The sequence below is a fragment of the Bradyrhizobium huanghuaihaiense genome (genome assembly GCF_007830635.1).
In the GTDB taxonomy this organism is placed as follows: domain Bacteria; phylum Pseudomonadota; class Alphaproteobacteria; order Rhizobiales; family Xanthobacteraceae; genus Bradyrhizobium; species Bradyrhizobium huanghuaihaiense.
This window is the reverse complement of the sequence record NZ_VLLA01000010.1, coordinates 81,193-103,018: the sequence shown is the minus strand read 5'-3', so window position 1 is coordinate 103,018 and position 21,826 is coordinate 81,193. Positions and strand designations below refer to the sequence as shown.

General features: G+C 65.6%; 19 protein-coding genes. 6 read left to right on the top strand and 13 right to left on the bottom strand.

From position 1 onward, the window contains the following. Positions 1-102 precede the first annotated feature (102 nt). From IQ16_RS21060 to IQ16_RS21035, 6 genes are all read right to left on the bottom strand, one after another. Positions 103-1,335, bottom strand: a complete 1,233-nt coding sequence (locus IQ16_RS21060; RefSeq protein ID WP_018642640.1) for a Zn-dependent hydrolase — start codon at positions 1,333-1,335, stop codon at positions 103-105. Beyond that, positions 1,328-2,113: an ABC transporter ATP-binding protein gene (locus IQ16_RS21055; RefSeq protein ID WP_020607852.1), complete on the bottom strand. Its 786-nt coding sequence runs from the start codon at positions 2,111-2,113 to the stop codon at positions 1,328-1,330. The genes IQ16_RS21060 and IQ16_RS21055 overlap by 8 nt, the downstream gene beginning before the upstream one ends. After that, positions 2,110-2,883 carry an ABC transporter permease gene (locus IQ16_RS21050; RefSeq protein ID WP_018642642.1) on the bottom strand — a complete coding sequence of 258 codons (774 nt, stop codon included), beginning with the start codon at positions 2,881-2,883 and terminating at the stop codon, positions 2,110-2,112. The genes IQ16_RS21055 and IQ16_RS21050 overlap by 4 nt, the downstream gene beginning before the upstream one ends. 71 nt (positions 2,884-2,954) lie before the next feature. After that, positions 2,955-3,899 (bottom strand): ABC transporter substrate-binding protein, encoded by a 945-nt coding sequence (locus tag IQ16_RS21045; protein WP_018642643.1) that lies wholly within the window; start codon positions 3,897-3,899, stop codon positions 2,955-2,957. 106 nt (positions 3,900-4,005) lie between these two features. After that, the gene (hutC, locus tag IQ16_RS21040; RefSeq protein ID WP_018642644.1) at positions 4,006-4,734 is read right to left on the bottom strand and encodes a histidine utilization transcriptional repressor HutC; all 729 of its coding nucleotides are present in this window, start codon (positions 4,732-4,734) and stop codon (positions 4,006-4,008) included. Next, positions 4,731-6,089: a formimidoylglutamate deiminase gene (locus IQ16_RS21035; protein ID WP_018642645.1), complete on the bottom strand. Its 1,359-nt coding sequence runs from the start codon at positions 6,087-6,089 to the stop codon at positions 4,731-4,733. Before IQ16_RS21035 ends, hutC begins: the two co-directional genes overlap by 4 nt. 85 nt (positions 6,090-6,174) lie before the next feature. On the opposite strand from IQ16_RS21035, the gene hutI reads away from it, so the two are divergent. The 3 genes from hutI to hutU are packed head-to-tail and all read left to right on the top strand — an operon-like array spanning position 6,175 to position 10,628. Continuing rightward, on the top strand, positions 6,175-7,389 hold the full coding sequence (gene hutI / locus IQ16_RS21030; RefSeq protein ID WP_145831724.1) for an imidazolonepropionase: 1,215 nt from the start codon (positions 6,175-6,177) through the stop codon (positions 7,387-7,389). Continuing rightward, positions 7,386-8,945 carry a histidine ammonia-lyase gene (gene hutH / locus IQ16_RS21025; protein WP_026311937.1) on the top strand — a complete coding sequence of 520 codons (1,560 nt, stop codon included), beginning with the start codon at positions 7,386-7,388 and terminating at the stop codon, positions 8,943-8,945. The genes hutI and hutH overlap by 4 nt, the downstream gene beginning before the upstream one ends. Positions 8,946-8,957: 12 nt before the next feature. Next, positions 8,958-10,628 carry a urocanate hydratase gene (hutU, locus tag IQ16_RS21020; protein WP_018642648.1) on the top strand — a complete coding sequence of 557 codons (1,671 nt, stop codon included), beginning with the start codon at positions 8,958-8,960 and terminating at the stop codon, positions 10,626-10,628. A 7-nt stretch (positions 10,629-10,635) separates the two neighbouring features. Here hutU and IQ16_RS21015 read toward each other — a convergent pair whose 3' ends face one another. From IQ16_RS21015 to IQ16_RS20995, 5 genes are all read right to left on the bottom strand, one after another. Then, positions 10,636-12,645, bottom strand: coding sequence for a putative bifunctional diguanylate cyclase/phosphodiesterase (locus IQ16_RS21015; protein WP_018642649.1), 2,010 nt, complete (start codon positions 12,643-12,645; stop codon positions 10,636-10,638). 295 nt (positions 12,646-12,940) lie between these two features. Next, positions 12,941-13,825: a BJP family subclass B3 metallo-beta-lactamase gene (gene blaBJP, locus IQ16_RS21010; protein WP_018642650.1), complete on the bottom strand. Its 885-nt coding sequence runs from the start codon at positions 13,823-13,825 to the stop codon at positions 12,941-12,943. Between the two features lie 169 nt (positions 13,826-13,994). Further along, the gene (locus tag IQ16_RS21005) at positions 13,995-14,279 is read right to left on the bottom strand and encodes a TonB-dependent receptor plug domain-containing protein (RefSeq protein ID WP_018642651.1); all 285 of its coding nucleotides are present in this window, start codon (positions 14,277-14,279) and stop codon (positions 13,995-13,997) included. A gap of 61 nt (positions 14,280-14,340) precedes the next feature. After that, complete coding sequence (locus IQ16_RS21000; protein ID WP_244635782.1) at positions 14,341-15,597, bottom strand: hypothetical protein; 1,257 nt, start codon at positions 15,595-15,597, stop codon at positions 14,341-14,343. 232 nt (positions 15,598-15,829) lie between these two features. Further along, positions 15,830-16,102 carry a hypothetical protein gene (locus tag IQ16_RS20995; protein WP_026311938.1) on the bottom strand — a complete coding sequence of 91 codons (273 nt, stop codon included), beginning with the start codon at positions 16,100-16,102 and terminating at the stop codon, positions 15,830-15,832. Positions 16,103-16,266: 164 nt separating this feature from the next. On the opposite strand from IQ16_RS20995, the gene IQ16_RS20990 reads away from it, so the two are divergent. Further along, positions 16,267-17,076: an ABC transporter substrate-binding protein gene (locus IQ16_RS20990; protein WP_018642654.1), complete on the top strand. Its 810-nt coding sequence runs from the start codon at positions 16,267-16,269 to the stop codon at positions 17,074-17,076. Here IQ16_RS20990 and IQ16_RS20985 read toward each other — a convergent pair. Both IQ16_RS20985 and hisC read right to left on the bottom strand, forming a co-directional pair. After that, complete coding sequence (locus IQ16_RS20985) at positions 17,050-17,748, bottom strand: ABC transporter permease (RefSeq protein ID WP_018642655.1); 699 nt, start codon at positions 17,746-17,748, stop codon at positions 17,050-17,052. The two genes, IQ16_RS20990 and IQ16_RS20985, sit on opposite strands and share 27 nt — an antisense overlap. A gap of 127 nt (positions 17,749-17,875) precedes the next feature. Continuing rightward, positions 17,876-18,928: a histidinol-phosphate transaminase gene (gene hisC, locus IQ16_RS20980; protein ID WP_018642656.1), complete on the bottom strand. Its 1,053-nt coding sequence runs from the start codon at positions 18,926-18,928 to the stop codon at positions 17,876-17,878. A gap of 225 nt (positions 18,929-19,153) precedes the next feature. Here hisC and IQ16_RS20975 point away from each other — a divergent pair, with 225 nt between their 5' ends. Both IQ16_RS20975 and IQ16_RS20970 read left to right on the top strand, forming a co-directional pair. After that, positions 19,154-20,632 (top strand): FAD-binding oxidoreductase, encoded by a 1,479-nt coding sequence (locus tag IQ16_RS20975; protein WP_018642657.1) that lies wholly within the window; start codon positions 19,154-19,156, stop codon positions 20,630-20,632. Between the two features lie 231 nt (positions 20,633-20,863). Next, complete coding sequence (locus IQ16_RS20970) at positions 20,864-21,715, top strand: 3-hydroxybutyryl-CoA dehydrogenase (protein WP_018642658.1); 852 nt, start codon at positions 20,864-20,866, stop codon at positions 21,713-21,715. Positions 21,716-21,826 lie beyond the last annotated feature (111 nt).

Here is a 21,826-nt window from a genome sequence, read left to right as displayed (position 1 = left end):
AGCGATCGGGCCTTGCACGATCCTGCTCAAGGCGCGTTCAAGGTGGAACGAATGTGATTGGTTGCCGTCCTGTCGGCGCGATGCGGAGGACCGCGTCCCTGGCTAAGCGCTCAGGATGCGCCGGCAGGCATCGACGAAGACCTGCGCGCCGGTGACGATATCGACGTCTGCGGTATTCTCGGTCCAGTGATGGCTGATGCCGCCGATCGACGGCACGAACAGCATGCCGGCCGGCATGACGGTCGCGAGCATCTGCGCGTCGTGGCCGGCGCCGCTGGGCATGCGGATGGATCGGCCGCCGGCAACCGCCTTGCTCGCAGCTTCGATCGCGTCCTGAAAGCCCGCGTTCATCATCGCCGGTGCGCCGGTGCGGATTTTCTCGACGCTGACGGTGCAGGGGCCCTTCGCACTGGCCTCATCCGCCATGGTCCGCAGCAGCTCCTCCAGCCGTGCGATGACGGCGGGATTGTCATCGCGGATCTGAAACAGCATTTCGGCGCCGCCCGGAATGATGCTCGGCGCGCCCGGCTCGAGCGTGATGCGGCCGGTGGTCCAGACCGTGCGCGGACCGCAGGTATCAGGGAAACGTTCGTCGATCGCGACGCAGAATTTTGCCAGCGCGAGGCCGGCATCCTTGCGCACGGCCATGCGCGTGGTGCCGGCGTGGTTCTGCTCGCCGCTGAAATTGATCCGGTATTGCCAGATGCCCACGATCGAGGTCACGACGCCAACCGCAAGATGACTGCTTTCGAGCGTGTCGCCTTGCTCGATATGCGCCTCCAGATACCCGACGTGCCGGCCCGGTTCGACGGCGACACGTGCGCGCCCCGAGAGACCCATCTCGGCGAGGGCATCGCGCATGGCGCGACCGCCGGTGCGATCGCGCGCGGCGTCGATTTCAGCCTCCGTCACTTGCCCCACATAGGAGCGCGAGCCGAGGAAGCTGCCGAAATGTCCTTCCTCGTCGCACCAGGCGGCGACTTCGACGGCGCCCTTCACGGAAGGGTCGGCATTGAGCACGCGGGCGGCTTCGAGCGCATAGATGACGCCGAGCGGGCCATCGAGCCAGCCGGCGTAGTTCTGGCTCTCCAGATGCGAGCCGGCGAGAAGCTTCGGTCCAGCCTTCGTGCTCGTCCCCAACACATTGCCGATGCCGTCGATCGTAGCCGAGAGGCCCGCGTCGGGCAGCTTCTGAACCAGCCAGTCCAGCGATTGCCTGTGCGGCTCGGAGAAGGTCGGCTTGTGCACGCCGGTCTTGTAGGCACCGATGGCGCGCAGTGCATTGAGATCGGCGAGGACGCGCTCGCCATTGGCGTTGGTCTGAGTGTCAGGCATGTTCGGCAACCTTCAGCGCCTCGGTGCGGATCTCCTCGACCAGCCGCTCCTTGAGCTGGACGAATTCGGGCGTGGTCTTGATCTTGTACGAGCGTGGATGCGGCAGGTCTACATTGATCTCGGCCTTGATGCGGCCGGGGCGGGCGCTCATGACGACGACGCGGCTGCCGAGGAAGATTGCCTCCTCGATGTCGTGGGTCACGAACAGCACGGTCTTCTGGTCGCGCTCCCAGATTCCGAGCAGCATTTCCTGCATCAAGGCGCGGGTCTGGTTGTCCAGCGCGCCGAAGGGCTCGTCGAGCAGCAGGATTTTTGGATCATTGGCGAGCGCACGCGCAATCGCGGTGCGCTGCTGCATGCCGCCGGAGAGCTGCTTGGGCCAGTGGTTCTCGAAGCCGGACAGTCCGACCTGGCGGATGAAGGCATCCGCGATCTTGTTTCGGTCCTGCTCGGACACGCCGCGCTCGCGCAGGCCGAAGGCGATGTTCTCGCGCACGGTCAGCCAGGGGAACAGCGTGTAGGACTGGAACACCATGCCGCGATCGGCGCCGGGGCCGGTTACCTCGCGCCCGTCGAGCGTGACGCGGCCGCCGGTCGGGCGGTCGAGGCCGGCAACGATGCGCAGCAGCGTGGACTTGCCGCAGCCGGACGGGCCGAGGATGGTGACGAAGTCGTTGTTGCCGATGGTGAGGTCGGTCGGCTCCAGCGCCCTGGTCGGCGCGTTGCCGTGGCGTGCTGGGAAGGTGCGCGAGACCTGTTCGATCTTGAGAATGGTCATGCGAGCTTCCACGGAAACAGCCAGGCGTTGAACGCCTTGAACAGGAAGTCGGAGACGAGCCCGATCAATCCGATCACGATGATGCCGAAGATGATCTGGCCGGTATTGAGCAGCGCCTGGCTGTCGGTGATCATGTGGCCGATGCCGGATGATGAGCCGATCAGCTCGGCGACAATGACATAGGTCCAGGCCCAGCCCAGCACCAGCCGCAGGATCTCAGCGATCTCCGGCGCAGAGGAAGGAAGCAGCACACGCCGGATGATGCCGCGGTCCTTGGCGCCCAGCGTGTAGGCCGCCTCGACCAGGTCGCGTCGCGTGGCACCGACGGTCACGGCGACCATCAGGATGACCTGGAACACCGAGCCGATGAAGATGACGAGCAGCTTCTGCAACTCGCCGATGCCGGCCCACAGGATCAGCAGCGGAATGAAGGCCGACGCGGGCAGATAGCGTGCAAAGGAGACGAAGGGTTCGAGGAAGGCCTCGACCGGCTTGTAGGCGCCCATCAGAACGCCGAGCGGCACCGCGATGATCGCCGCGAGCGCAAAGCCGCCGACGACGCGCCAGATCGTCATGCCGATGTCGAACAGGAATCCCTGCTTGGCAAGCAAGTCATAACCTTCCTGCACCATGGTCAGCGGGTTGGCGAGGAAGGTCTTCGACACATGGCCGCCGAAGGTCGCCCAGGACCAGAGGGCAACGAAAAGCACGAAGAACGTGAGGCCAAAGGCCACGCGCTGCCTCGATGTCACGGGATCCAGGGGACGCATCAAACTGTCTATCCGGGTGGTCGATCACGCGCCGATCCCGCCTCGTGGCGGGACCGGCAGCTCGGTGAAGCTTACTTGATGAAGCTGGCGTCGTAGAGGTCTTCGACCTTCGGCGCGGCCTTGATGATGCCGATCTCGAGCAGGAGCTCGGCAGCGTCCTTGTTGAAGGTAAGGAAGTCGCCGGCGAAGAACTTTTGGTTCGCGGCCTTGTCCTGCCAGCGCAGGTACTTTGCCGAGTTGCCGAACTGCTCGCCGGTCTGCTTCACGTCCGCGCCCATGATCTCATAGGCCTTGGCCTGGTCCTTGGCGATCATGTCGAGCGCCTCGAAATAGCTGTTGGCAAGCGCCTGCGCGGCCTTCGGGTTCTCGCTCAGGAATTTCGGCGTGCAGCCAAAGGTGTCCATCACGATCGGATAGTCCAGCGTGGTCGCGATGATCTTGCCCTTGTCGGGGGCGGCGCGCACGGTCGACAGATACGGCTCATAGGTCATCGCGGCGTCGTTCTGGCCGGAGACGAAGGCCTGCGCTGCGGCTGCCGGCTCGAGGTTCACGACGGTCACCTCCTTCGTGGTGAGGCCGTTCTTCTTGAGCATCCAGGCCAGCGCGAAATAGGGCGACGTGCCCGGCGCGGACGCTGCGACCGTCTTGCCCTTCAGGTCCTTGATCGCGGCGACGTCGTTGCGCACGGCCATGCCGTCGGCGCCATAGCTCTTGTCGAGCTGGAAGATCTGCTTGGTGGCAACGCCATTGGCGTTCCAGGAGATCCAGGTCTCGACCGTGGTGGCCGCGCACTGGATGTCGCCCGAGGCGATGGCGAGGTGGCGGTCCTTCTGCGGGATCTTCTTGATGGTGACGTCGAGGCCGTTCTTCTTGAAGATGCCGGCTTCCTTCGCCAGCGTCAGCGGCGCGAAGCCGGTCCACCCGGAGATGCCGACGCCGACCTTGACGTCGTCGGCCAGCACCGGAGTGGCAGCCGCAAGTGCAATGATTGTCGCAAAAATTGTCGAACTACGCATGATTGTCGTCCTCTTGCCGATCGATGGATTGACGTCCTGTTGATCCCTATTGGTCCACGCAGACCGTTGCCCGAAGCATTGCACGAATTGTGCCGACATTCTCCCCTCAGCCTCCCTTGAATCGGGCGACAAGGCGGTGAGAGTCACCGGGATAAAGCAGCCGCACCGCGGTGATGGTGCGCGCGCTACGCCAGGTGTAGCGGTCGATCACGAGGCATGGCGCGCCGACGGCGATGTCGAGCGCTTCCGCCGTGCGATCATCCGCAACGATGGCGCTGATCGTATGCTCGGCCTCTGTCCATGGGACATGGTGAAGCAGCCAGGAACCGGGCGGCTCGCGCGAGAAATCAGCGGTCGCAGCATTCGGCACGGATGAGAGATCGATCAGCCTGTCCTCGACCGCGAACGGTACCTTGTCGGCGCTGTGCCGGCAGGTGATCGCGACCACCTTGCCGGCCTTCTTCACGCCGAGACGGTCGCGGTCGGCAGCGGTTGCCGCACGCAGCTTGCGGCCGATCAGCTCGTAGCCGTAGGCGCGCCCCAGCGCGGTGATCTCGGCGCGGATGTCGGCGATCTTGAGCACCGCCGACTGATGCTGCGGCCGGCGCACGAACGAGCCGGCGCGCCGCCGTCGTTCGATCAAATCGGCCTGGGCGAGTTCCGACAGTGCCTTGTTGACGGTCATGCGCGAGCAGCCGTAGCGCGCGACCAGCTCGTGCTCGAAGGGAATGCGATGGCCGGGCGGCCATTCGCCGGTCAGGATGCGCTTCTCGATATCGGCGCGGATGCGCTTGTAGAGCGTCGGCTGGTCGGCTGCGTCTGCGGTGAGGCTCATGCGACGAGCCCCCGCACCGCTGCGTTGAAGCGCTCGCGCGCCGTCTGGCGCAGTCTGTGCCGCCCGCCTTCGACCACCTTGTTGCCGCCGGCCCAGACGCAATCGACCGCACCGCCGCCCGCGGCAAAGATCCAGCCGTCGATGACAGCGTCGTGCGTGCGTCCCGCCAGCGACGGATGCGCGGCGTCGAGCGTGACGATGTCGGCGCGTGCGCCGGGCGCGAGACCCTCAGTCGGTTGCGCCAGCGCCCGCGCGCCGCCGGCAAGGGCATCGTCGAACAGCGTGCGTCCGGTCGAGCGGCCTGCGCCGCGGGAGAGGACGTTGCGCTGCCGATGCTTGAGGCGCTGGCCGTATTCGAGCTGGCGCAATTCGTCGGCGGCGCCGATCAGCACGTTGGAATCGGTGCCGACACCGAAGAGGCCGCCCGCGTCGAGAAATTCGCGTGCCGCAAAAATGCCGTCGCCGAGGCTTGCTTCCGTGATCGGGCAGAGGCCAGCGACCGCGCCGGTCTTCGCGAATGCCGTCACTTCCTCAGTCGTCATGTGGGTCGCATGAATGAGACACCAGCGCTGATCGACGGGTGCGTGTTCCAGCAGCCATTGCACCGGGCGCCGGCCCGACCAGGCCAGGCAATCCTCGACTTCCTTGACCTGCTCGGCGGCGTGGATATGCACCGGTCCACCTTCGGCGAGCGGAATGATCGCGGTCAGCTCGTCCGGTGCCACCGCGCGCAAGCTGTGCGGCGCGATGCCGATATTTGCGCCCGGCAAATTTGCGATGGCCTTGCGCGAGGCCGCCATCAATTCGGCGAACTGATCGACCGAGCAGATGAAGCGGCGCTGGCCGGCATGAGGCGCTGCGCCTCCAAAGGAGCCATGCGCATAAAAACTCGGCAGCAAAGTGAGCGCAATGCCGGAGGCCTCGGCTGCCTGCGCGATCCGCGCGGCCGTCTCCGCGATATCGGCATAGGGCGAACCGTCGCGGTCGTGGTGCAGATAGTGGAATTCGCCGACGCGGGTAAAACCCTGCTCCAGCATCTCGACATAGAGCAGCGTCGCAACAGCCGCGACGTCGTCCGGCGTCATTGCGAGGGCGAAGCGATACATCGTCTCGCGCCAGGTCCAGAATGTGTCGGTGGAATCGCCGCGCAGTTCCGCGAGCCCCGCCATGCCGCGCTGGAAGGCGTGGCTGTGCAGGCTCGCAAGTCCCGGAAGCGCGATGGCGTGACGCTCGTCGCCGGCGGCCGGCGCTACGCCCGGTGTCACCGCCGCAATCGCGCCGGCGGTGACGACCACCTGCACGTCATTGGCCCAGCCCGAAGGCAGGAGCGCGGAAGCGAAATGCAGTCGGGACATGATGACACGCCGGCTGGACAGAACCGCCTTACGATTATATGTCTAGACATATAAGTCAAGCATCCGACGGCGAATGGATACCCGCATGGCAGAGCGCTTCGACCGGATCTGGCACAATGCCCGGCTCGCCACGATGCGCGCCGACCGTCCCGATCTCGGCGAGATCGAGCATGGTGTCATCGCCGCGCGCGGCGGCCGCATCGCCTATGCGGGCGCGGAGGCGGATTTTCCTGTCGATGCTGACGCGATCGATCGGATCGATTGCGAGGGACGCTGGATCACGCCGGGTCTCGTCGACTGCCACACCCATCTCGTCTATGGCGGCAACCGCGCGCATGAATTCGAGCTGCGCCTGAAGGGCGCAAGCTACGAAGAGATTGCCCGCGCCGGCGGCGGCATCGTTTCGACGGTGGCCGCGACGCGCAAGGCGAGCGAAGCCGAGCTCGTCGCAAGCGCGCTGCCGCGGCTCGATGCGCTGATCGGCGAGGGCGCGACCACGGTCGAGATCAAGTCCGGCTATGGCCTCGATGCCGAAACCGAGATGCGGCAGCTCGCGGCCGCGCGCAGCCTCGGTCGTCAGCGGCCGGTCGCGATCCGCACTTCCTTCCTCGGCGCCCATGCGCTGCCGGTGGAGGCCGAGGGCGACAAGGATCGCTACATCGATCTGGTCTGCAAGGAGATGCTGCCGGCGGTCGCAAAAGCTGGCCTTGCCGACGCCGTCGACGCCTTCATGGAAGGCATCGCGTTCTCGGCAGAGCAGACCGCGCGGGTCTTCGAGGCCGCGGGAGGGCTCGGCCTGCCGGTAAAGCTCCACGCCGATCAGCTCTCGAATCTCGGCGGCGCCGCGCTTGCCGCAAAATACGCCGCATTGTCGGCCGATCACCTCGAGCACACGGATGAAGCCGGCGCTGCCGCCATGGCGAAAGCCGGAACGGTGGCCGTGCTGCTGCCCGGCGCGTTCTACTTCATCCGCGAGACGCAGAAGCCGCCGGTCGAGGTGTTCCGCAAGCATGGCGTTCCCATGGCGCTCGCGACCGACTGCAATCCCGGCAGCTCACCGCTGACATCGTTGCTGCTCGCCATGAACATGGGCGCAACGCTGTTCCGGATGAATGTGGCCGAGTGTCTTGCGGGCGTCACCCGTGAAGGCGCGCGCGCGCTCGGTGTGCTGGATGAGACCGGCACACTGGAAGCCGGGAAATGCTGCGATCTCGCGATCTGGGACATCGAGCGTCCCGCCGAGCTCGTCTACCGCATCGGCTTCAATCCGCTGCATCGGCGCGTATGGAGGGCACAGTGACCGAGCAGGGCGCGGCGATCGTCGTCAAGCCGGGGACAGTGAGCCTCGAGGATTTCGTGCGCGTGCTCGAAGGCGCCCCCGTCGTCCTCGATCCGTCGTTCTGGCCGCGTGTGGAGGCGGCTGCGCAGATCGTTGCGCGAGCCGCGCAGGCCGATGTTCCCGTCTATGGTATCAATACCGGCTTCGGGAAGCTGGCCTCGAAGCGCATTCCACCCGACCAGACCGCGCTGCTCCAGCGCAACCTCATCGTCTCGCATTGCTGTGGCGTCGGCCCGGCAACGCCGGAACCAATTGTCCGCCTGATGATGGCATTGAAAATCGTTTCGTTGGGACGCGGTGCTTCCGGCGTGCGGCGCGCGGTGATCGAGCAATTGCAGGGCATGCTGGCGCGGGGCGTCTATCCGCTGGTGCCGCAACAGGGCTCGGTCGGCGCCTCCGGCGATCTCGCGCCGCTTGCGCATATGACGGCGGTGATGATCGGCGAGGGGCAGGCGATCGTTGACGGTAAGACGGTGTCCGGCAACGAGGCGCTCGCCGCCGCCGGTCTCGCGCCGCTGACGCTTGGACCCAAGGAAGGCCTCGCGCTGATCAACGGCACGCAGTTCTCGACCGCCTACGCCATATCGGGCGTGCTGCGCGCATTTCGCCTCGCCCGTGCCGCGCTCGTGACGGGCGCGCTGTCGGTGGATGCGGCGATGGCCTCGACGGCGCCGTTCCGCCCCGAGATCCAGGCGTTGCGCGGTCATGCCGGGCAGATCGCGGCGGCCGCGACGCTGACCGCGCTGCTCGACGGCAGCGACATCCGCCTGTCGCATCTCGAAGGCGATGAGAGGGTGCAGGATCCCTATTGCCTGCGCTGCCAGCCGCAGGTCGCGGGCGCCGCGCTGGACCTGATCGCGCAGGCCGCACGCACCCTGATCGTCGAGGCCAATGCGGTCACCGACAATCCGCTGGTACTGGTCGAGACCGGGGAGATCGTCTCCGGCGGCAATTTCCACGCCGAGCCGGTCGCCTTCGCCGCCGATGCGATCGCGCTGGCGCTGTCGGAGATCGGCGCGATCAGCGAGCGGCGCATCGCGACGCTGGTCGACCCTGCGCTGAATTTCGGCCTGCCGCCGTTCCTCACCCCCGATCCCGGCCTCAATTCCGGCTTCATGATCGCCGAGGTGACGGCGGCCGCGCTCTACGCCGAGAACAAGCAGCGCGCGCTCGCATGCTCGATCGATTCGACGCCGACCAGCGCCAATCAGGAAGACCACGTCTCGATGGCCGCGCATGCGGCGCGGCGCCTCTCCGACATGGCGGACAATCTCGCCGCCATTCTCGGCATCGAGCTGCTGGTGGCAGCCCAGGGCATCACGCTGCGTGCGCCGCATGCGACCAGCGCGCCGCTGGTCGCCGTCATCGCCGCGCTGCGCGAGCAGGTGCCCGCACTCGGCGCCGACCGCTACATGGCCGGCGATCTCGCCAAGGCCGCTGCGCTGATCGAAGCCGATGCGCTGCCGACCGTGGCGCTCACCAAGCTTTCAACCGATCCATTTCCGCGATTTGACTAAAGGGTGTTCCGCATGAACCGCCGACTGGACAATGACCGCACCATTCGCGCACCGCGCGGCAGCGACATCAGCGCCAAGAGCTGGCTGACGGAAGCGCCCTTGCGCATGCTGATGAACAATCTCGATCCTGACGTGGCGGAGCGTCCGAGCGAGCTGGTTGTCTACGGCGGTATCGGCCGCGCCGCGCGCGACTGGGAGAGCTTCGACCGGATCACGGCCGCCTTGCGCAAGCTCGAAGGCGACCAGACGCTGCTGGTGCAGTCCGGCAAGCCGGTCGGCGTCTTCCGCACCCATGCCGATGCGCCGCGCGTGCTGATCGCGAACTCCAACATCGTGCCGCATTGGGCGACGCTCGATCATTTCAACGAGCTCGATCGCCAGGGCCTGATGATGTACGGCCAGATGACGGCGGGGTCGTGGATCTATATCGGCAGCCAGGGCATCGTGCAGGGCACCTACGAAACCTTCGTCGAGGTCGGCCGTCGCCATTATGGCGGCAGCCTCGCCGGCAAATGGATCCTCACCGCCGGCCTCGGCGGCATGGGCGGAGCGCAGCCGCTGGCCGCGACCATGGCCGGCGCGTCGATGCTTGCGGTCGAATGCCAGCCGAGCCGCATCGAGATGCGCTTGCGCACCGGCTATCTCGACCGACAGGCTGCAACGCTCGATGAAGCGCTCGCGATCATGGTGGACGCCGCAAAGACGAAGAAAGCTGTCTCGGTCGGCCTGCTCGGCAATGCCGCAGAGATTTTCCCGGAGCTGGTCCGTCGCGGCGTCAAGCCCGACATCGTCACCGATCAGACCAGCGCGCATGATCCGATCAACGGCTATCTGCCGAAGGGCTGGACGCTCGCCGATTGGGAAGCCAAGCGCGCCTCTGACCCAAAGGCGGTCGAGCGCGCCTCGAAGACGTCGATGGTCGAGCACGTCCAGGCCATGCTGGATTTCCACGCGCAAGGAATCCCGACGCTCGACTACGGCAACAACATCCGCCAAATGGCGCAGGACATGGGCCTGAAGAACGCCTTCGATTTCCCGGGCTTCGTTCCTGCCTATATCCGCCCCTTGTTCTGCCGCGGTGTCGGGCCGTTCCGCTGGGCCGCGCTGTCGGGCGATCCCGAGGACATCTTCAAGACCGATGCCAGGGTCAAGGAGTTGATGCCCGACGACAAGCAGCTGCACAACTGGCTCGACATGGCCAAGGAGCGCATCAAGTTCCAGGGCCTGCCCGCGCGCATCTGCTGGGTCGGCCTCGGCGATCGCCATCGCCTCGGTCTTGCGTTCAACGAGATGGTGGCGCGCGGCGAGTTAAAAGCGCCGATCGTGATCGGCCGCGATCATCTCGACAGCGGCTCGGTGGCGAGCCCCAACCGCGAGACCGAGGCGATGAAGGACGGATCGGATGCGGTGTCCGACTGGCCCTTGCTCAACGCGCTGCTCAATTGCGCCAGTGGCGCGACCTGGGTCTCGCTGCATCATGGCGGTGGCGTCGGCATCGGCTATTCGCAGCACGCGGGCATGGTGATCGTCGCCGACGGCACGCCTGAGGCTGCAAAGCGCATCGAGCGCGTGCTCTGGAACGATCCCGCCAGCGGCGTCATGCGCCATGCGGACGCGGGTTACGACATCGCGATCGACTGCGCCCGCGACAAGGGGCTCGATCTGCCGAGCCTTTCGAAGTAGCCGCGCCTCAGGCCACGACCTTGGCTCCCGCGCCGCCGAGGCGCTGGCCTTCGTTCGCGAGGTAGTCGCCGATCGCGTCGCCCGGCATCGGCTTTGCGAAATAATAGCCTTGGATGAAGTCGCATCCCAGCCGCCGCAGGGTATCGAGCTGGGCGCGCGTCTCGACGCCCTCGACGACGCAGGCGATCTCCATGTCGTCGCACAGGCCCGTGAGCGACTTGATGATCTTGTGGCTCACCGGATTGTCGTTGATGTCGGCGACGAAGCTGCGGTCGATCTTGATCTTGTCGAGCGGCAGCCGGTGCACGTGGCTCAGCGAGGAGTAGCCGGTACCGAAATCGTCCAGCGAAATGCCGCAGCCCATCGCCTTCAGCGTTGCGATCGACTGCTGTGCGCGCACGAAGTCGAAGGTAACGGCGGTCTCGGTGATCTCGAAATCGATCCGGTGCGGCGGCAGTCCGCTCTTCTCGATGATAGAGATCAGCGGCAGGATGCCCTCGGCCGCGCAGACGTCGTGAGCGGAGAGGTTGAACGACAGGCGGATGTGGTCGGGCCAGGTCTTGGCCGCCGCGAGCGCGCGAACCAGCAGCGCCTGGGTCAGCGGCCGGATCAGGCCGATGCGCTCGGCGGCCGGGATGAAGTCGGCCGGCGACACGAGGCCAAGGCGGGAGCTGTGCCAGCGCGCGAGCACCTCGAAGCCGGCGGTGTGCTCGCTCATGGCGTCCACGATCGGCTGAAACACCAGGTCCATCTCGGTGCTGAAATCTGCGGTGCGCAGCAGATTCTCGATCACGCCGCGGCTGCGGATCTCGGCCTCGAGCTCGCTCGAGAAGATCACGGTGCGGCCGCGCAGATGGCGCTTGGCGTGATAGAGCGAATAATCCGCGCATTCGTAGAGCGCTTCGGCCGTCGTTGCCGATTGCGGGAACAGCGCAAAGCCGATCGAGCAGGACAGCCCCGTATGGGCGGTGTCGAGCTGATAGGGAAGCTTGACCTGGTCGCCGATGCGCTGGCCAAGCCGGAGCAGATCCGCATCATCGGGATCGCCGCACACGACGAGACCGAATTCGTCGCCGCCGAGCCGGGCGAATTCCACCCGCTGCGGACCAAAACCCTCGCAGACCTCGCGGATGCGCCGGCCGGCCTCGATCAGCACGCGATCGCCGACCGAGTGACCGTAATTGTCGTTGATCGGCTTGAAGCCGTCGAGATCGATGATGCCGACCGCGACGCGAACGTTCCTGCGCTCGGCATCGGTGAAGGCACTCGACAGCTCGGCGAAGAAGCGGCGGCGGTTTGGCAGCTCGGTGAGGGAATCGAGATTGGCGAGGCGGAAATTCTCGTCCGACAGCGCTTGCGTCGCAGCCTGTTGTGCGAGCAGCGATTTGCGGCTGGCGACGAGATCGGCGAAGTCGCGATAGTAGATGACCAGCACCGTCACCATCGCGCCGGAGACGAGCAGGTTGTTGATCGCGATCGCCTTCAGCGTCGGCTCGCCGGTGGCCCAGAAGAACAGCACATAGGGCACGTCGACGACCAGCGTCACGATCAGCGCCGCGGAGCGCAGATGCATCAGCGAGAAGATGCAGCCGATCGCGGTGACGGCCATATAGAAGGCGACCTGGCTCTTGGCGAAAGGATCGCCGTAAGGGAAGAGCGCGAAGGACCAGGCGGTGAAGCCCGCGCCGATCGGCAGCGTCATCCAGTTGGTGGCGCGCAGATTGCGCAGGATGTCGGCGTCGCTGCGCACGAGATGGCGCTGCCGCAGCCACCAGAAGGTGCGCAGCGCCGCCAGCACGGTGAGCACGCTCGGCACGATCATCGTCAGCCAGTCCGGCGCCACGTTCAGGTAGGTGTAGGCGACGGCGATCGTATTGCTCATGAGGATGAAGTAGAGCAGCGGGATCTGCTTGGAGAAGGCGTCGAACTGCGCGCGCGTCAGGTCCGGATTGTCGGCCGGCACGCGAAACAGCCGCATCGCGGCGGCAAGGTGAGACTTCAAATCGACGACAGGCATTGCAATACGCGCCCCGGGGTCCCTTCAAAACGGGGACGATCTTGCACGGCGGGGGTAAAGGGCGCGTTAGACGGGTTCCATGCGAAAAGGCCAGCACAGGTTGCACGCGGCCGCAGGAATTTCAGGCCGCGTGCATTGGTGAGGCTGCGTTAACGATACGAGGCGGGGGAGGCGAGCCATATCAACTGCGAAGTGCTGTAGAGCCGCGGCTACGCTCTGCTAACCATGGCGCCGGCACAACGTGTTGCCGCGCCCCCTCCCTCGCCGGGGAGAGGCGGGCAGCACCTGCCGGCCGCTATTTCTTCTCCAGCGCAGCGGTCTGCTTCGCGAGCTGCTTGTCGAATTCCTCGGAGAGGCTGGTTGCGTAAGTTACGAGCTCGCCCGGCTTGACGAACGGGTTCGGTGCGCCGTCCTTCATCTCCGCGCGCTTGGCCTGCATGCCATAGACTTCCGGATGCGGTCCGAGCAGCACGTCGATCTTCATCGCCTTCACCTTGTCGTAGGTCGCGCGGTAGTCATCGACGATGCCGGGATAGGTGGGCTGGCCGACCAGCCGGTTCAGCGCCACCGTGCCGCTACAGAAGAACAGCACTTCGCGGTCCTCCCTGCCGTCCTTGACGGTCATCTCCCAACTGGTGCAACCCGGTGAATGGCCGGGCGTTGCATGCGCGGTGAGCGTTGTGTCGCCAAGCGTGACCTTGTCGCCTTCCTTGACGGTACGGTCGACCTTCACCGCGGGGAAGGCGAGATCCTCGTTCTTCTCGTCGCCCGGATAATAGCCGCCTTCGAGCAGCGGCTTGTCGCGCTCGCCGGCGATGAGCTGTGCGCCGGTCTCCTTCTTGATCTCGGCAAAGCCGCCGGTGTGGTCGAGATGCGCGTGCGAGTTGAGGATGATCTTGATGTCGGCGACCTTGAAGCCGAGCTTGGCGATGTTGTCCTTGATCATGCCGGTAGACTGCGGCATCGCCGTATCCATCAGGATCAGCCCCTGCGACGTCTTGATGACGTAGACGGCAATGCCGTCGGTGCCAACATAGTAGATGTTGCCGATGAGCTGGAACGGCTCGAACGGCGCCGTCCATTTCTTCATGGCGATTGCCAGGAAATCCTTGATGGTCTGCGCCTGCGCGCCAGTCGAGAGCAGGGCCAGTGCACAAAGCGCGGCCGCGAGCCTTCTCATAGTCTGCCTCCCACAGTGTTCTTGTCATTTTGGTCGGGCGCGGACGTCGTGGCCCGGGCGGTGCGCAAGTTACGTCGTGGCCGGCGTTGAGGGCAACAGTCTTGTGTCCGCAAAAAATGCGTGGGCCTTGCGGGAATAGCGGCGGGTTTGCTGAAAGCGGAGCGGGAGCCTATCGCCCGATCGTCACGCCCGCGGTCGAGCGCATGGCGTCCCGCAGGCTCGTCGCCTTCTTGTCGTCGAGGACTTCTCGCGTCAGCACGGTGGTCTGTCCGGGCGTGTTGAGGATCGTCTCGCCACGCGAGGACGAGAGCCGGTCGGCTTTGTAGCTCGCTGCGACATCGGCGGCATGCGCGGTTGGCGGCACGTGACGCGGCCGTTTGCTGGACGCTGCAAAGGCTCCTTGCGAGAAGCAGAGGGCCGCGATGACGATCAATCGCAACGATGTCGCGCGCATGCGATCTCCCATAGCCGGGGCATCAGCCTAGCATATGGCAAGCATTCTTCGTAGAAAAGGATCAGGCGAGTGCGGCCTGGCGCTCCCGCACGGATTCACGGACCCGGTCCGGAACTCGCGGCTCGGCGAGCCGGGTGAAGCTGCGATGGCTCGCCTGCACGGGCGCCTCGACGATGACGCCCTCGCACACGATCTGACCGCCGAGCATCCTGAATTCCAGCTTGTCGTAGCGCGGCAGGGTCTCGCCGGGGGCGGGCGGCAGCAGCTCGATGCTGCCCTGGATGTTCAGCGTGGCATCGCCGGTGCCGTGAAGCCGCGGATTCCACATCCTGATCCCGGTCTCGGCCCAGCGCTGCCGGATCAGCGCGGCACGATCGGCCGGTTCCGCGGGCTTGGCGCGAACTTTCGGTGTGCTGCGGACCTCCGGCGCTGGAGGCGCCGAGTCCTGCTCCGGCGCGATGTCCGCGACGACGCCGGGCGAGTCCTCCGAGGAGGTCTCAGTGACGACTGCGGCGACGACCGGCGCAGGATCGTTGGCGGGAACCGACTCGATCTCGACCGCGACGCTGGAGGACGGTGCGTTGTCGATGCCGCTTTCGGAGACGTCCTCCACCGGGGCTTCGCTGTCGCCAAGCGCGACGCAGAGCGCGTCGGCGACGGCGGGCTCGACAGCAGCGGGAATGCCAGGGGAGTGATCGTCGTTGACGCTGAGGGCGTCAACCGGCGCGATCGCGACGTCGACGGACACGACCTCGGTCTCCTCCGCGACGACGGGCTCGATGCCGGCCGGAAGCTCGGGAGATGGATCGCTGCTGATAGCAATGGGCTCGGCGTCGACCGATTCTTCGTCGGCCTCGCCACATGCGACCACGGTTTGCTCGGTCTCGTCGGGCGCAACGTCAGCCGAATCTTCCGCCGGCGGATCGTTGTCGATGATGAGCTCGGGGACATCGGTCGGCTCGGGTGCGATGTCGACCGGTGAGATTGCAGCCTCGGCCACGACGACCGGCTCGGCTTCTGTCGGCGTCTCCGGCAATGAATTGTCGGTGACGTTCACATCAGCCGGCGCGGCCGATGGGCTCTCCGCGACGACAGGGATCGCGGCTTCGTCCGCGACGACTGCGGCGCTGGGCGGTGGATCGGCGCTGATGCTCGGAGCCGGCGCAGTTTCTGCAGCGTCGACGATGAGAACTGGCGAGCTTTCTGCGGCAATCGGGGCGGCGTCGATGCTGCCGCCGTGCGGCGTGGGCCGAAGCCGGGTCAACGCCCATTTCACCGCAGGGATGCGGTGCAGCAACGATATCAGTCTCGAAAGCACTGGGAGTTGTCCAAGAGGTACTCGGCGTGAGGCAATCGCTGATTCGTCAGCAATGTGAAAAACTGCCCCGGCCGTCACACCGATGTCAATGTAGGTGGGACCAATTGCAGAACATGCGCGCGCCGCTGGCTAGCCTCTCGATTCGAATCTGTGGCGCGGCGCGACACTGCCGATCGATCTTGCCTTCCCGTGGGAGAGGAGGGAACATCCGCCCCCTCTCACGATATCGCGGTTACTTCCCGGAGCCTGCGCCACCGCCGGCCTGGCTGTCCATGTTGTTGGTGTTGCTGCCGCCGGCCGAAGGCGACTGCTTGCCCTTGCTGTCGGCGGCCTCGTTCTGCGTGTTCGAGGAACGCCCCGTCGTCATCCCCTTGGTGGCAGGGCCTCGCGATGAGGGACCGACCTCGCCCTGACTGGATGCGCTTGGAGCGGGTTGTGTCTGCGCGAAGGCGCCGCCGGTTGCCAGCGCCATGATGCACGCCGATGCCAAAATGATCTTCTTCATGTTGTACTCCTGCATTGCCCGAGACAACCTGTGCGTGGAGGGGGCGTTCCAAACTCGGGCGTGGCGCGTCGCAGCAATGTGAGTTGTGCCGAATGTGGGGGTTCCCTGTGGTGCGGTCTCAAGGTTAACTTGGAACTCCCGGGCATCTGGTGTGAGGACGAGGCATGAAAAGAATAGTCGCCATCGGAGCGGTTCTGCTCTGGTCCACCATTGCATTCGCGCAGAATCGCACCATCACGGTGGCCTCGACGACGTCGACCGAACAGTCGGGTTTGTTCGGCCATCTGCTGCCGCTGTTCTCGAAGGCCGAGGGCATCGACGTGAAAGTCGTTGCCGTCGGCACCGGCCAGGCGCTGGACATCGGGCGGCGCGGTGATGCCGACGTGGTGTTCGTCCATGACAGGCCTGCCGAAGACAAGTTCATGTCGGAAGGGCAGGGCGTGAAGCGCTTTGACGTGATGTACAACGACTTCGTCATCATCGGCCCGAAAAGCGATCCGGCGCAGATCGCCGGCAGCAAGGACGTCACCGATGCGCTGCGCAGGATCGCGGCGGCAAAGGCGCCGTTCATCTCGCGCGGCGACAAGTCCGGCACCCACGCAGCCGAGCTGAGATTGTGGAAGGAGGCGGGTGTCGATGTCAGTTCCGGCAAGGACAGCTGGTATCGCGAGATCGGCCAGGGCATGGGGCCCGCGCTGAACATGGCCTCGTCCTCGAACGCCTATCTGCTGTCGGATCGTGGTACCTGGTTGTCGTTCAGGAATCGCGGCGAACTCGCCATCCTCACCGAGGGCGACAAGCGGCTCTTCAACCAGTACGGCGTCATGCTGGTCAATCCGGCCAAGCATCCGAATGTGAAGGCACAGGACGGGCAGGCCTTCATCGACTGGCTGGTGTCTCCCAAAGGACAGCAGGCGATTGCCGGCTACAAGGTCGGCGGCGAGCAGCTATTTTTCCCCAACGCGGCCAACTAGCAGAAAGGCGACGGTCGACACCGCAACGCTGAGTGCGAGCAGGATCAGCCCGAGACCCAGCGCCAGCGGCAGGTCGCCCTTGCTGGTCTCCAGCGCGATCGCGGTCGTCATCGTGCGCGTAAAGCCGCGGATGTTGCCGCCGACGATGATGATGGCGCCGACCTCCGCGATGGCGCGGCCGAAGGCCGCGAGAAAGGCCGTCAGCAGCGAGGTCCGTCCCAGCGCGAGCAGGAGCGCCATGCTGCGCAGGGCCGACAGACCGTCGATCCGCGCCAGATCGCCATACTCCGCCCAGAGCAGGCTTGCCGGCCGATGCACCAGCGCCACCACGATCGGCGTGGCGAGCAGCGTCTGCGCGATCACCATGGCGGTGGGCGTGAACAGCAGCCCGGCCGCTCCGAGCGGGCCGGACCGTGACAGCAGCAGATAGAGCGCGAGCCCTACCACGACGGGCGGCAGGCCGAGCAGCGCATTGGTCAGCACGATGATGACCTGCCGTCCGCGGAAACGGCTGATCGCGAGCAGTGCGCCGATCGGCGCGCCGATCAGCAGCGCGACGATGCTTGCGGTCAGGCTGACGCGGACCGACAATGCGACGATGCCGAGAAGCTCGGCGTCGGCCTCGCCGATCAGCGTGAAGGCGGCGCCGATGGATCGCGCGAAGTCGTTCATCCGCGCCCGCGCTTCGATGTTCGAGCGCGTGCCTCCGGGGCGTCGATGTCGAGGCGGCGAAGGTGCGTCACGGACTGGTCCCTGCAAATGCCATTGTGTTCAAGCGGCGGCCGCCGCCTTCGCTGAGCTAGATCAACCCACGCAGCACGTCGATCAGCCGGCTACACTCTGCCTCCGTTCCGACGGTGATGCGCAGGAAGTCCTCGATGCGCGGCTTCTTGAAGTGCCGGACCAGTACACCACGCTGGCGAAGGGCGGTCGCGAGATCGGCGCCACTCCGGCTGCGATGACGTGCGAACACGAAGTTCGCAAGCGACGGCAATACTTCGAAGCCGAGTTGCCCGAGATCGCGCGCCAACACGTCGCGGCTTGCAATGATGCGGGCGCGGGTCTCGAGGAACCATGCGTCGTCCTCGATGGCGGCGACGGCGCCGGCGATGGCGAGACAATCGACGGGATAGGAGTTGAAGCTGTCCTTCACGCGCTCCAGCGCCTCGATCAGCGGCCGCTGGCCGATGGCAAATCCGACCCTGAGGCCCGCGAGCGAGCGCGACTTCGAGAAGGTCTGGATGACCAGCAGATTGTCGTGGCGCGCAACGAGCGGCACGGCGCTCTCGGCGCCGAAATCGACATAGGCCTCGTCCACCACCACCAGCCGGTCCGGATTTTCCGCGAGCAGTGCGGCGATTGCCTCGCGCGAAAGGGCGATACCGGTGGGCGCGTTGGGATTGCAGAGCAGGATGGCGCTCGACGGCCGCCTGTAGCCGGCGGTCTCGATCCTCATCGCGGCATCGAGCGGCACTTCCTCATGCGCTATGCCATAGAGGCGGCAATAGACCGGGTAGAAGCTGTAGGTGACATCGGGAAACAGAAGCGGCTTATCGTGCTTCAGGAGCGCCTGGAAGGTGTGAGCCAGAACCTCGTCCGACCCGTTGCCGACGAACACCTGCTCGGGCGCAACGCCGCTGTAGGCCGCGATCGCCTCGCGCAAGCGGGTGGCGTGCGGGTCGGGATAGAGGCGCAGCCGCTCCGCAGCCGATGCGATCGCCGTCAGCACGCGCGGCGAGGGCGGATAGGGATTCTCGTTGGTGTTGAGCTTGACGACGCCGTCCTGCTTCGGCTGCTCGCCCGGCACGTAGGGCGAAAGCGTGTGGACGACCGGACTCCAGAAGCGGCTCATGATCTCCAATCCGGGTTGATCCGGCACAGTAGGGGATGCGGGGCCTCGGAGGAAGGGCACTTGCCGTCGGCATCCTCGACAGATCCGCGCGGGCCTCATGTCGGGCGACGTTCCCCCAAGCGCGGCCTTCATGCTAGCCTCATCGTGCAAACGCAAGACCTGAAAACAACAAAGAAGGCCGGCGCAGCCCAAGGCTGCGCAGAAGAGCCGCAAAGAGAGGAACACATGCCGGGTGCTGCCCTTGTCACCGCTCCCTCCATTCCGACCGTGCCCGTGACGCCGGCCGTTCTCGACCGCCTGCGAGCCATCGTGGGCGACAAGGGCCTGATCCTGGATGAGCACGACAAACGGCCGTTCGTGACCGACTGGCGCGGCGAGCTCACCGGGCAGGCTGCAGCGGTCGTGCGACCAGCCAGCACCGCGGAAGTCTCCGCGGTCGTCAAGCTCTGCCACGACAATGGCATTGCCATCGTGCCGCAGGGCGGCAACACGGGCCTGATGGGCGGTGCCACGCCGTGGCCCGTGCATCGCGGCATCCTGCTTTCGCTCGGCCGCATGAACCACGTGCTGCATGTCGATTCCGTCGGCTACACCATGACCGTGGAGGCGGGCTGCATCCTCCAGACGCTTCAGGACACGGCCGCGCGCCATGATCGCTTGTTTCCGCTCAGCCTGGGCGCGCAGGGCTCGTGCATGATCGGGGGCAATCTCTCTACCAACGCCGGCGGCGTGCAGGTGTTGCGCTACGGCAATGCGCGCAATCTGGTGCTGGGCCTCGAGGTCGTCCTGGCCAACGGAGATGTCTGGGACGGGCTGCGTGCGCTCAAGAAGGACAACACCGGCTACGACCTCAAGCACCTGTTCATGGGCGCTGAAGGCACGCTCGGCATCATCACCAAGGCGGTGCTGAAGCTCTGGCCCACGCCGAAGGACGTCTGCGCGGCGTGGCTCGCAATCCGCGATCCCAGCGCCGCGATCGAGCTCCTGTCGGAGGCGCATGCGGCCTCCGACGACAATGTCAGTTCCTGCGAGCTCATGAGCCGCGCATGCATCGATATGGTGCTGCGGCATATTCCCGGCGCGCAGGATCCTCTCAAGGCGGAGACCGATTGGTATCTCCTGCTCGAATGGTCGTCGGCCCGCCCGCGGCAGGACGGCGGTGCAGGCATGTCGGACAGGATGGAGCAGTTTCTGGCTGATCAGCTCGATGCGGGCCGGGTGCTCGATGCGGTGATCGCGCAAACCGAAACGCAGTCGCGCAACATGTGGCGCATCCGCGAAAGCGTGGCCGAGGCCTCGCGCGCCGAGGGGCCCGGTTTGAGCTACGACGTGTCGGTCGCGATCTCCCGGATTCCCGAATTCATCGACAAGGGTCTGAAGTCCGCGCTCGACATCCTGCCGACGATCCGCCCTTATCCGCTCGGCCACATCGGCGACGGCAATGTGCACTTCTCCTTCATGGGTCCGAAGGGCATGGATCGCGCCACGCTCGGCCAGTATTCGCCGGCGATCACACGGGCCGTCAACGACCTCATCACGTCCATGGGCGGCTCGATCTCGGCCGAACACGGCATCGGCATCGAGAAGCTCGACGAGCTCCAGCACTATCGCGCCAGGACCGAGCTCGACATCATGCGTACGATCAAGCGGGCGCTCGACCCCGACAACATCATGAATCCGGGCAAGGTGCTGCGTCTCGGGTGAGATGAGGGTCGGCGGAGGTGGGATGTGGTGCAAACCCGGGCAAAACAGGCTCCAACGGTGCCAAATCATGCCTTTTCGCCGCGGACGAACGGCTTTATTCCCTCCTTGGATGCTTTAAGGAAGAGGCAGGATCAGGTCGCAGGCGCCCCTTGGCGGTGCTAGACCCTGATGCAGAAACAATGGGGCCGGGCCGGTAGCCGGCTGGCCCGCTAGGATGAAGGATATGAGGCAATGATCCAGAGCGTTGGCATCATCGGGGCAGGCACCATGGGGAACGGTATCGCGCAGATCTGCGCCGCGGCTGGGCTCTCGGTCGTGATGGTCGACATCTCCGACGCGGCGGTGAACCGCGGCCTGTCGACCGTTGGCGGTAGCCTCGAGCGGCTAGTCAAGAAAGAGAAGATGTCGGCGGCCGACCGCGAGGCGACGCTCAAGCGCATCACCGGCACGACCGACCGCGCGAAGCTGTCGAATTGCGACCTCGTCATCGAGGCCGCCACCGAGAACGAGGAGCTCAAGGTCAAGATCCTGAAGGATCTCTGCGCCAACCTGTCGCCGCGCACGCTGGTTGCCACCAACACCTCCTCGATCTCGATCACCAAGCTCGCGGCGGCGACCGATCGTCCCGACCGTTTCATCGGCATGCACTTCTTCAACCCGGTGCCGGTGATGGCGCTGCTGGAACTCATCCGGGGCTTGCAGACCTCCGACGACACCCACGCCAAGGCGCTCGATTTCGCCCAGCGCGTCGGCAAGGTGGCGATCACCGCCAAGAACAGCCCGGGCTTCGCCGTCAACCGCATCCTCTGCCCGATGATCAACGAAGCGATCTTCGCGCTCCAGGAAGGCATCGCGACCGCGGAAGAGATCGACGCCGGCATGAAGCTCGGCTGCAACCATCCGATCGGGCCTCTGGCGCTCGCCGATCTCGTCGGCCTCGACACCATGCTCTCGGTCATGGAGGTCTTTTACAAAGGCTTCAACGATCCTAAATATCGGCCAGCGCCGCTGCTCAAAGAGATGGTCGATGCCGGCCATCTCGGTCGCAAGACCGGGCAGGGTTTTTACACTTACAACGCCTGATCAAGGCGTCGGCGGCGGGCGTCGAGCGTCCGCCGCCAGATCCCGCAATTTGCGCTGCGACAAAGACGCCGCGCGCGATTGGCCCGACAATGTCGAACGGGCGGCCTTGCG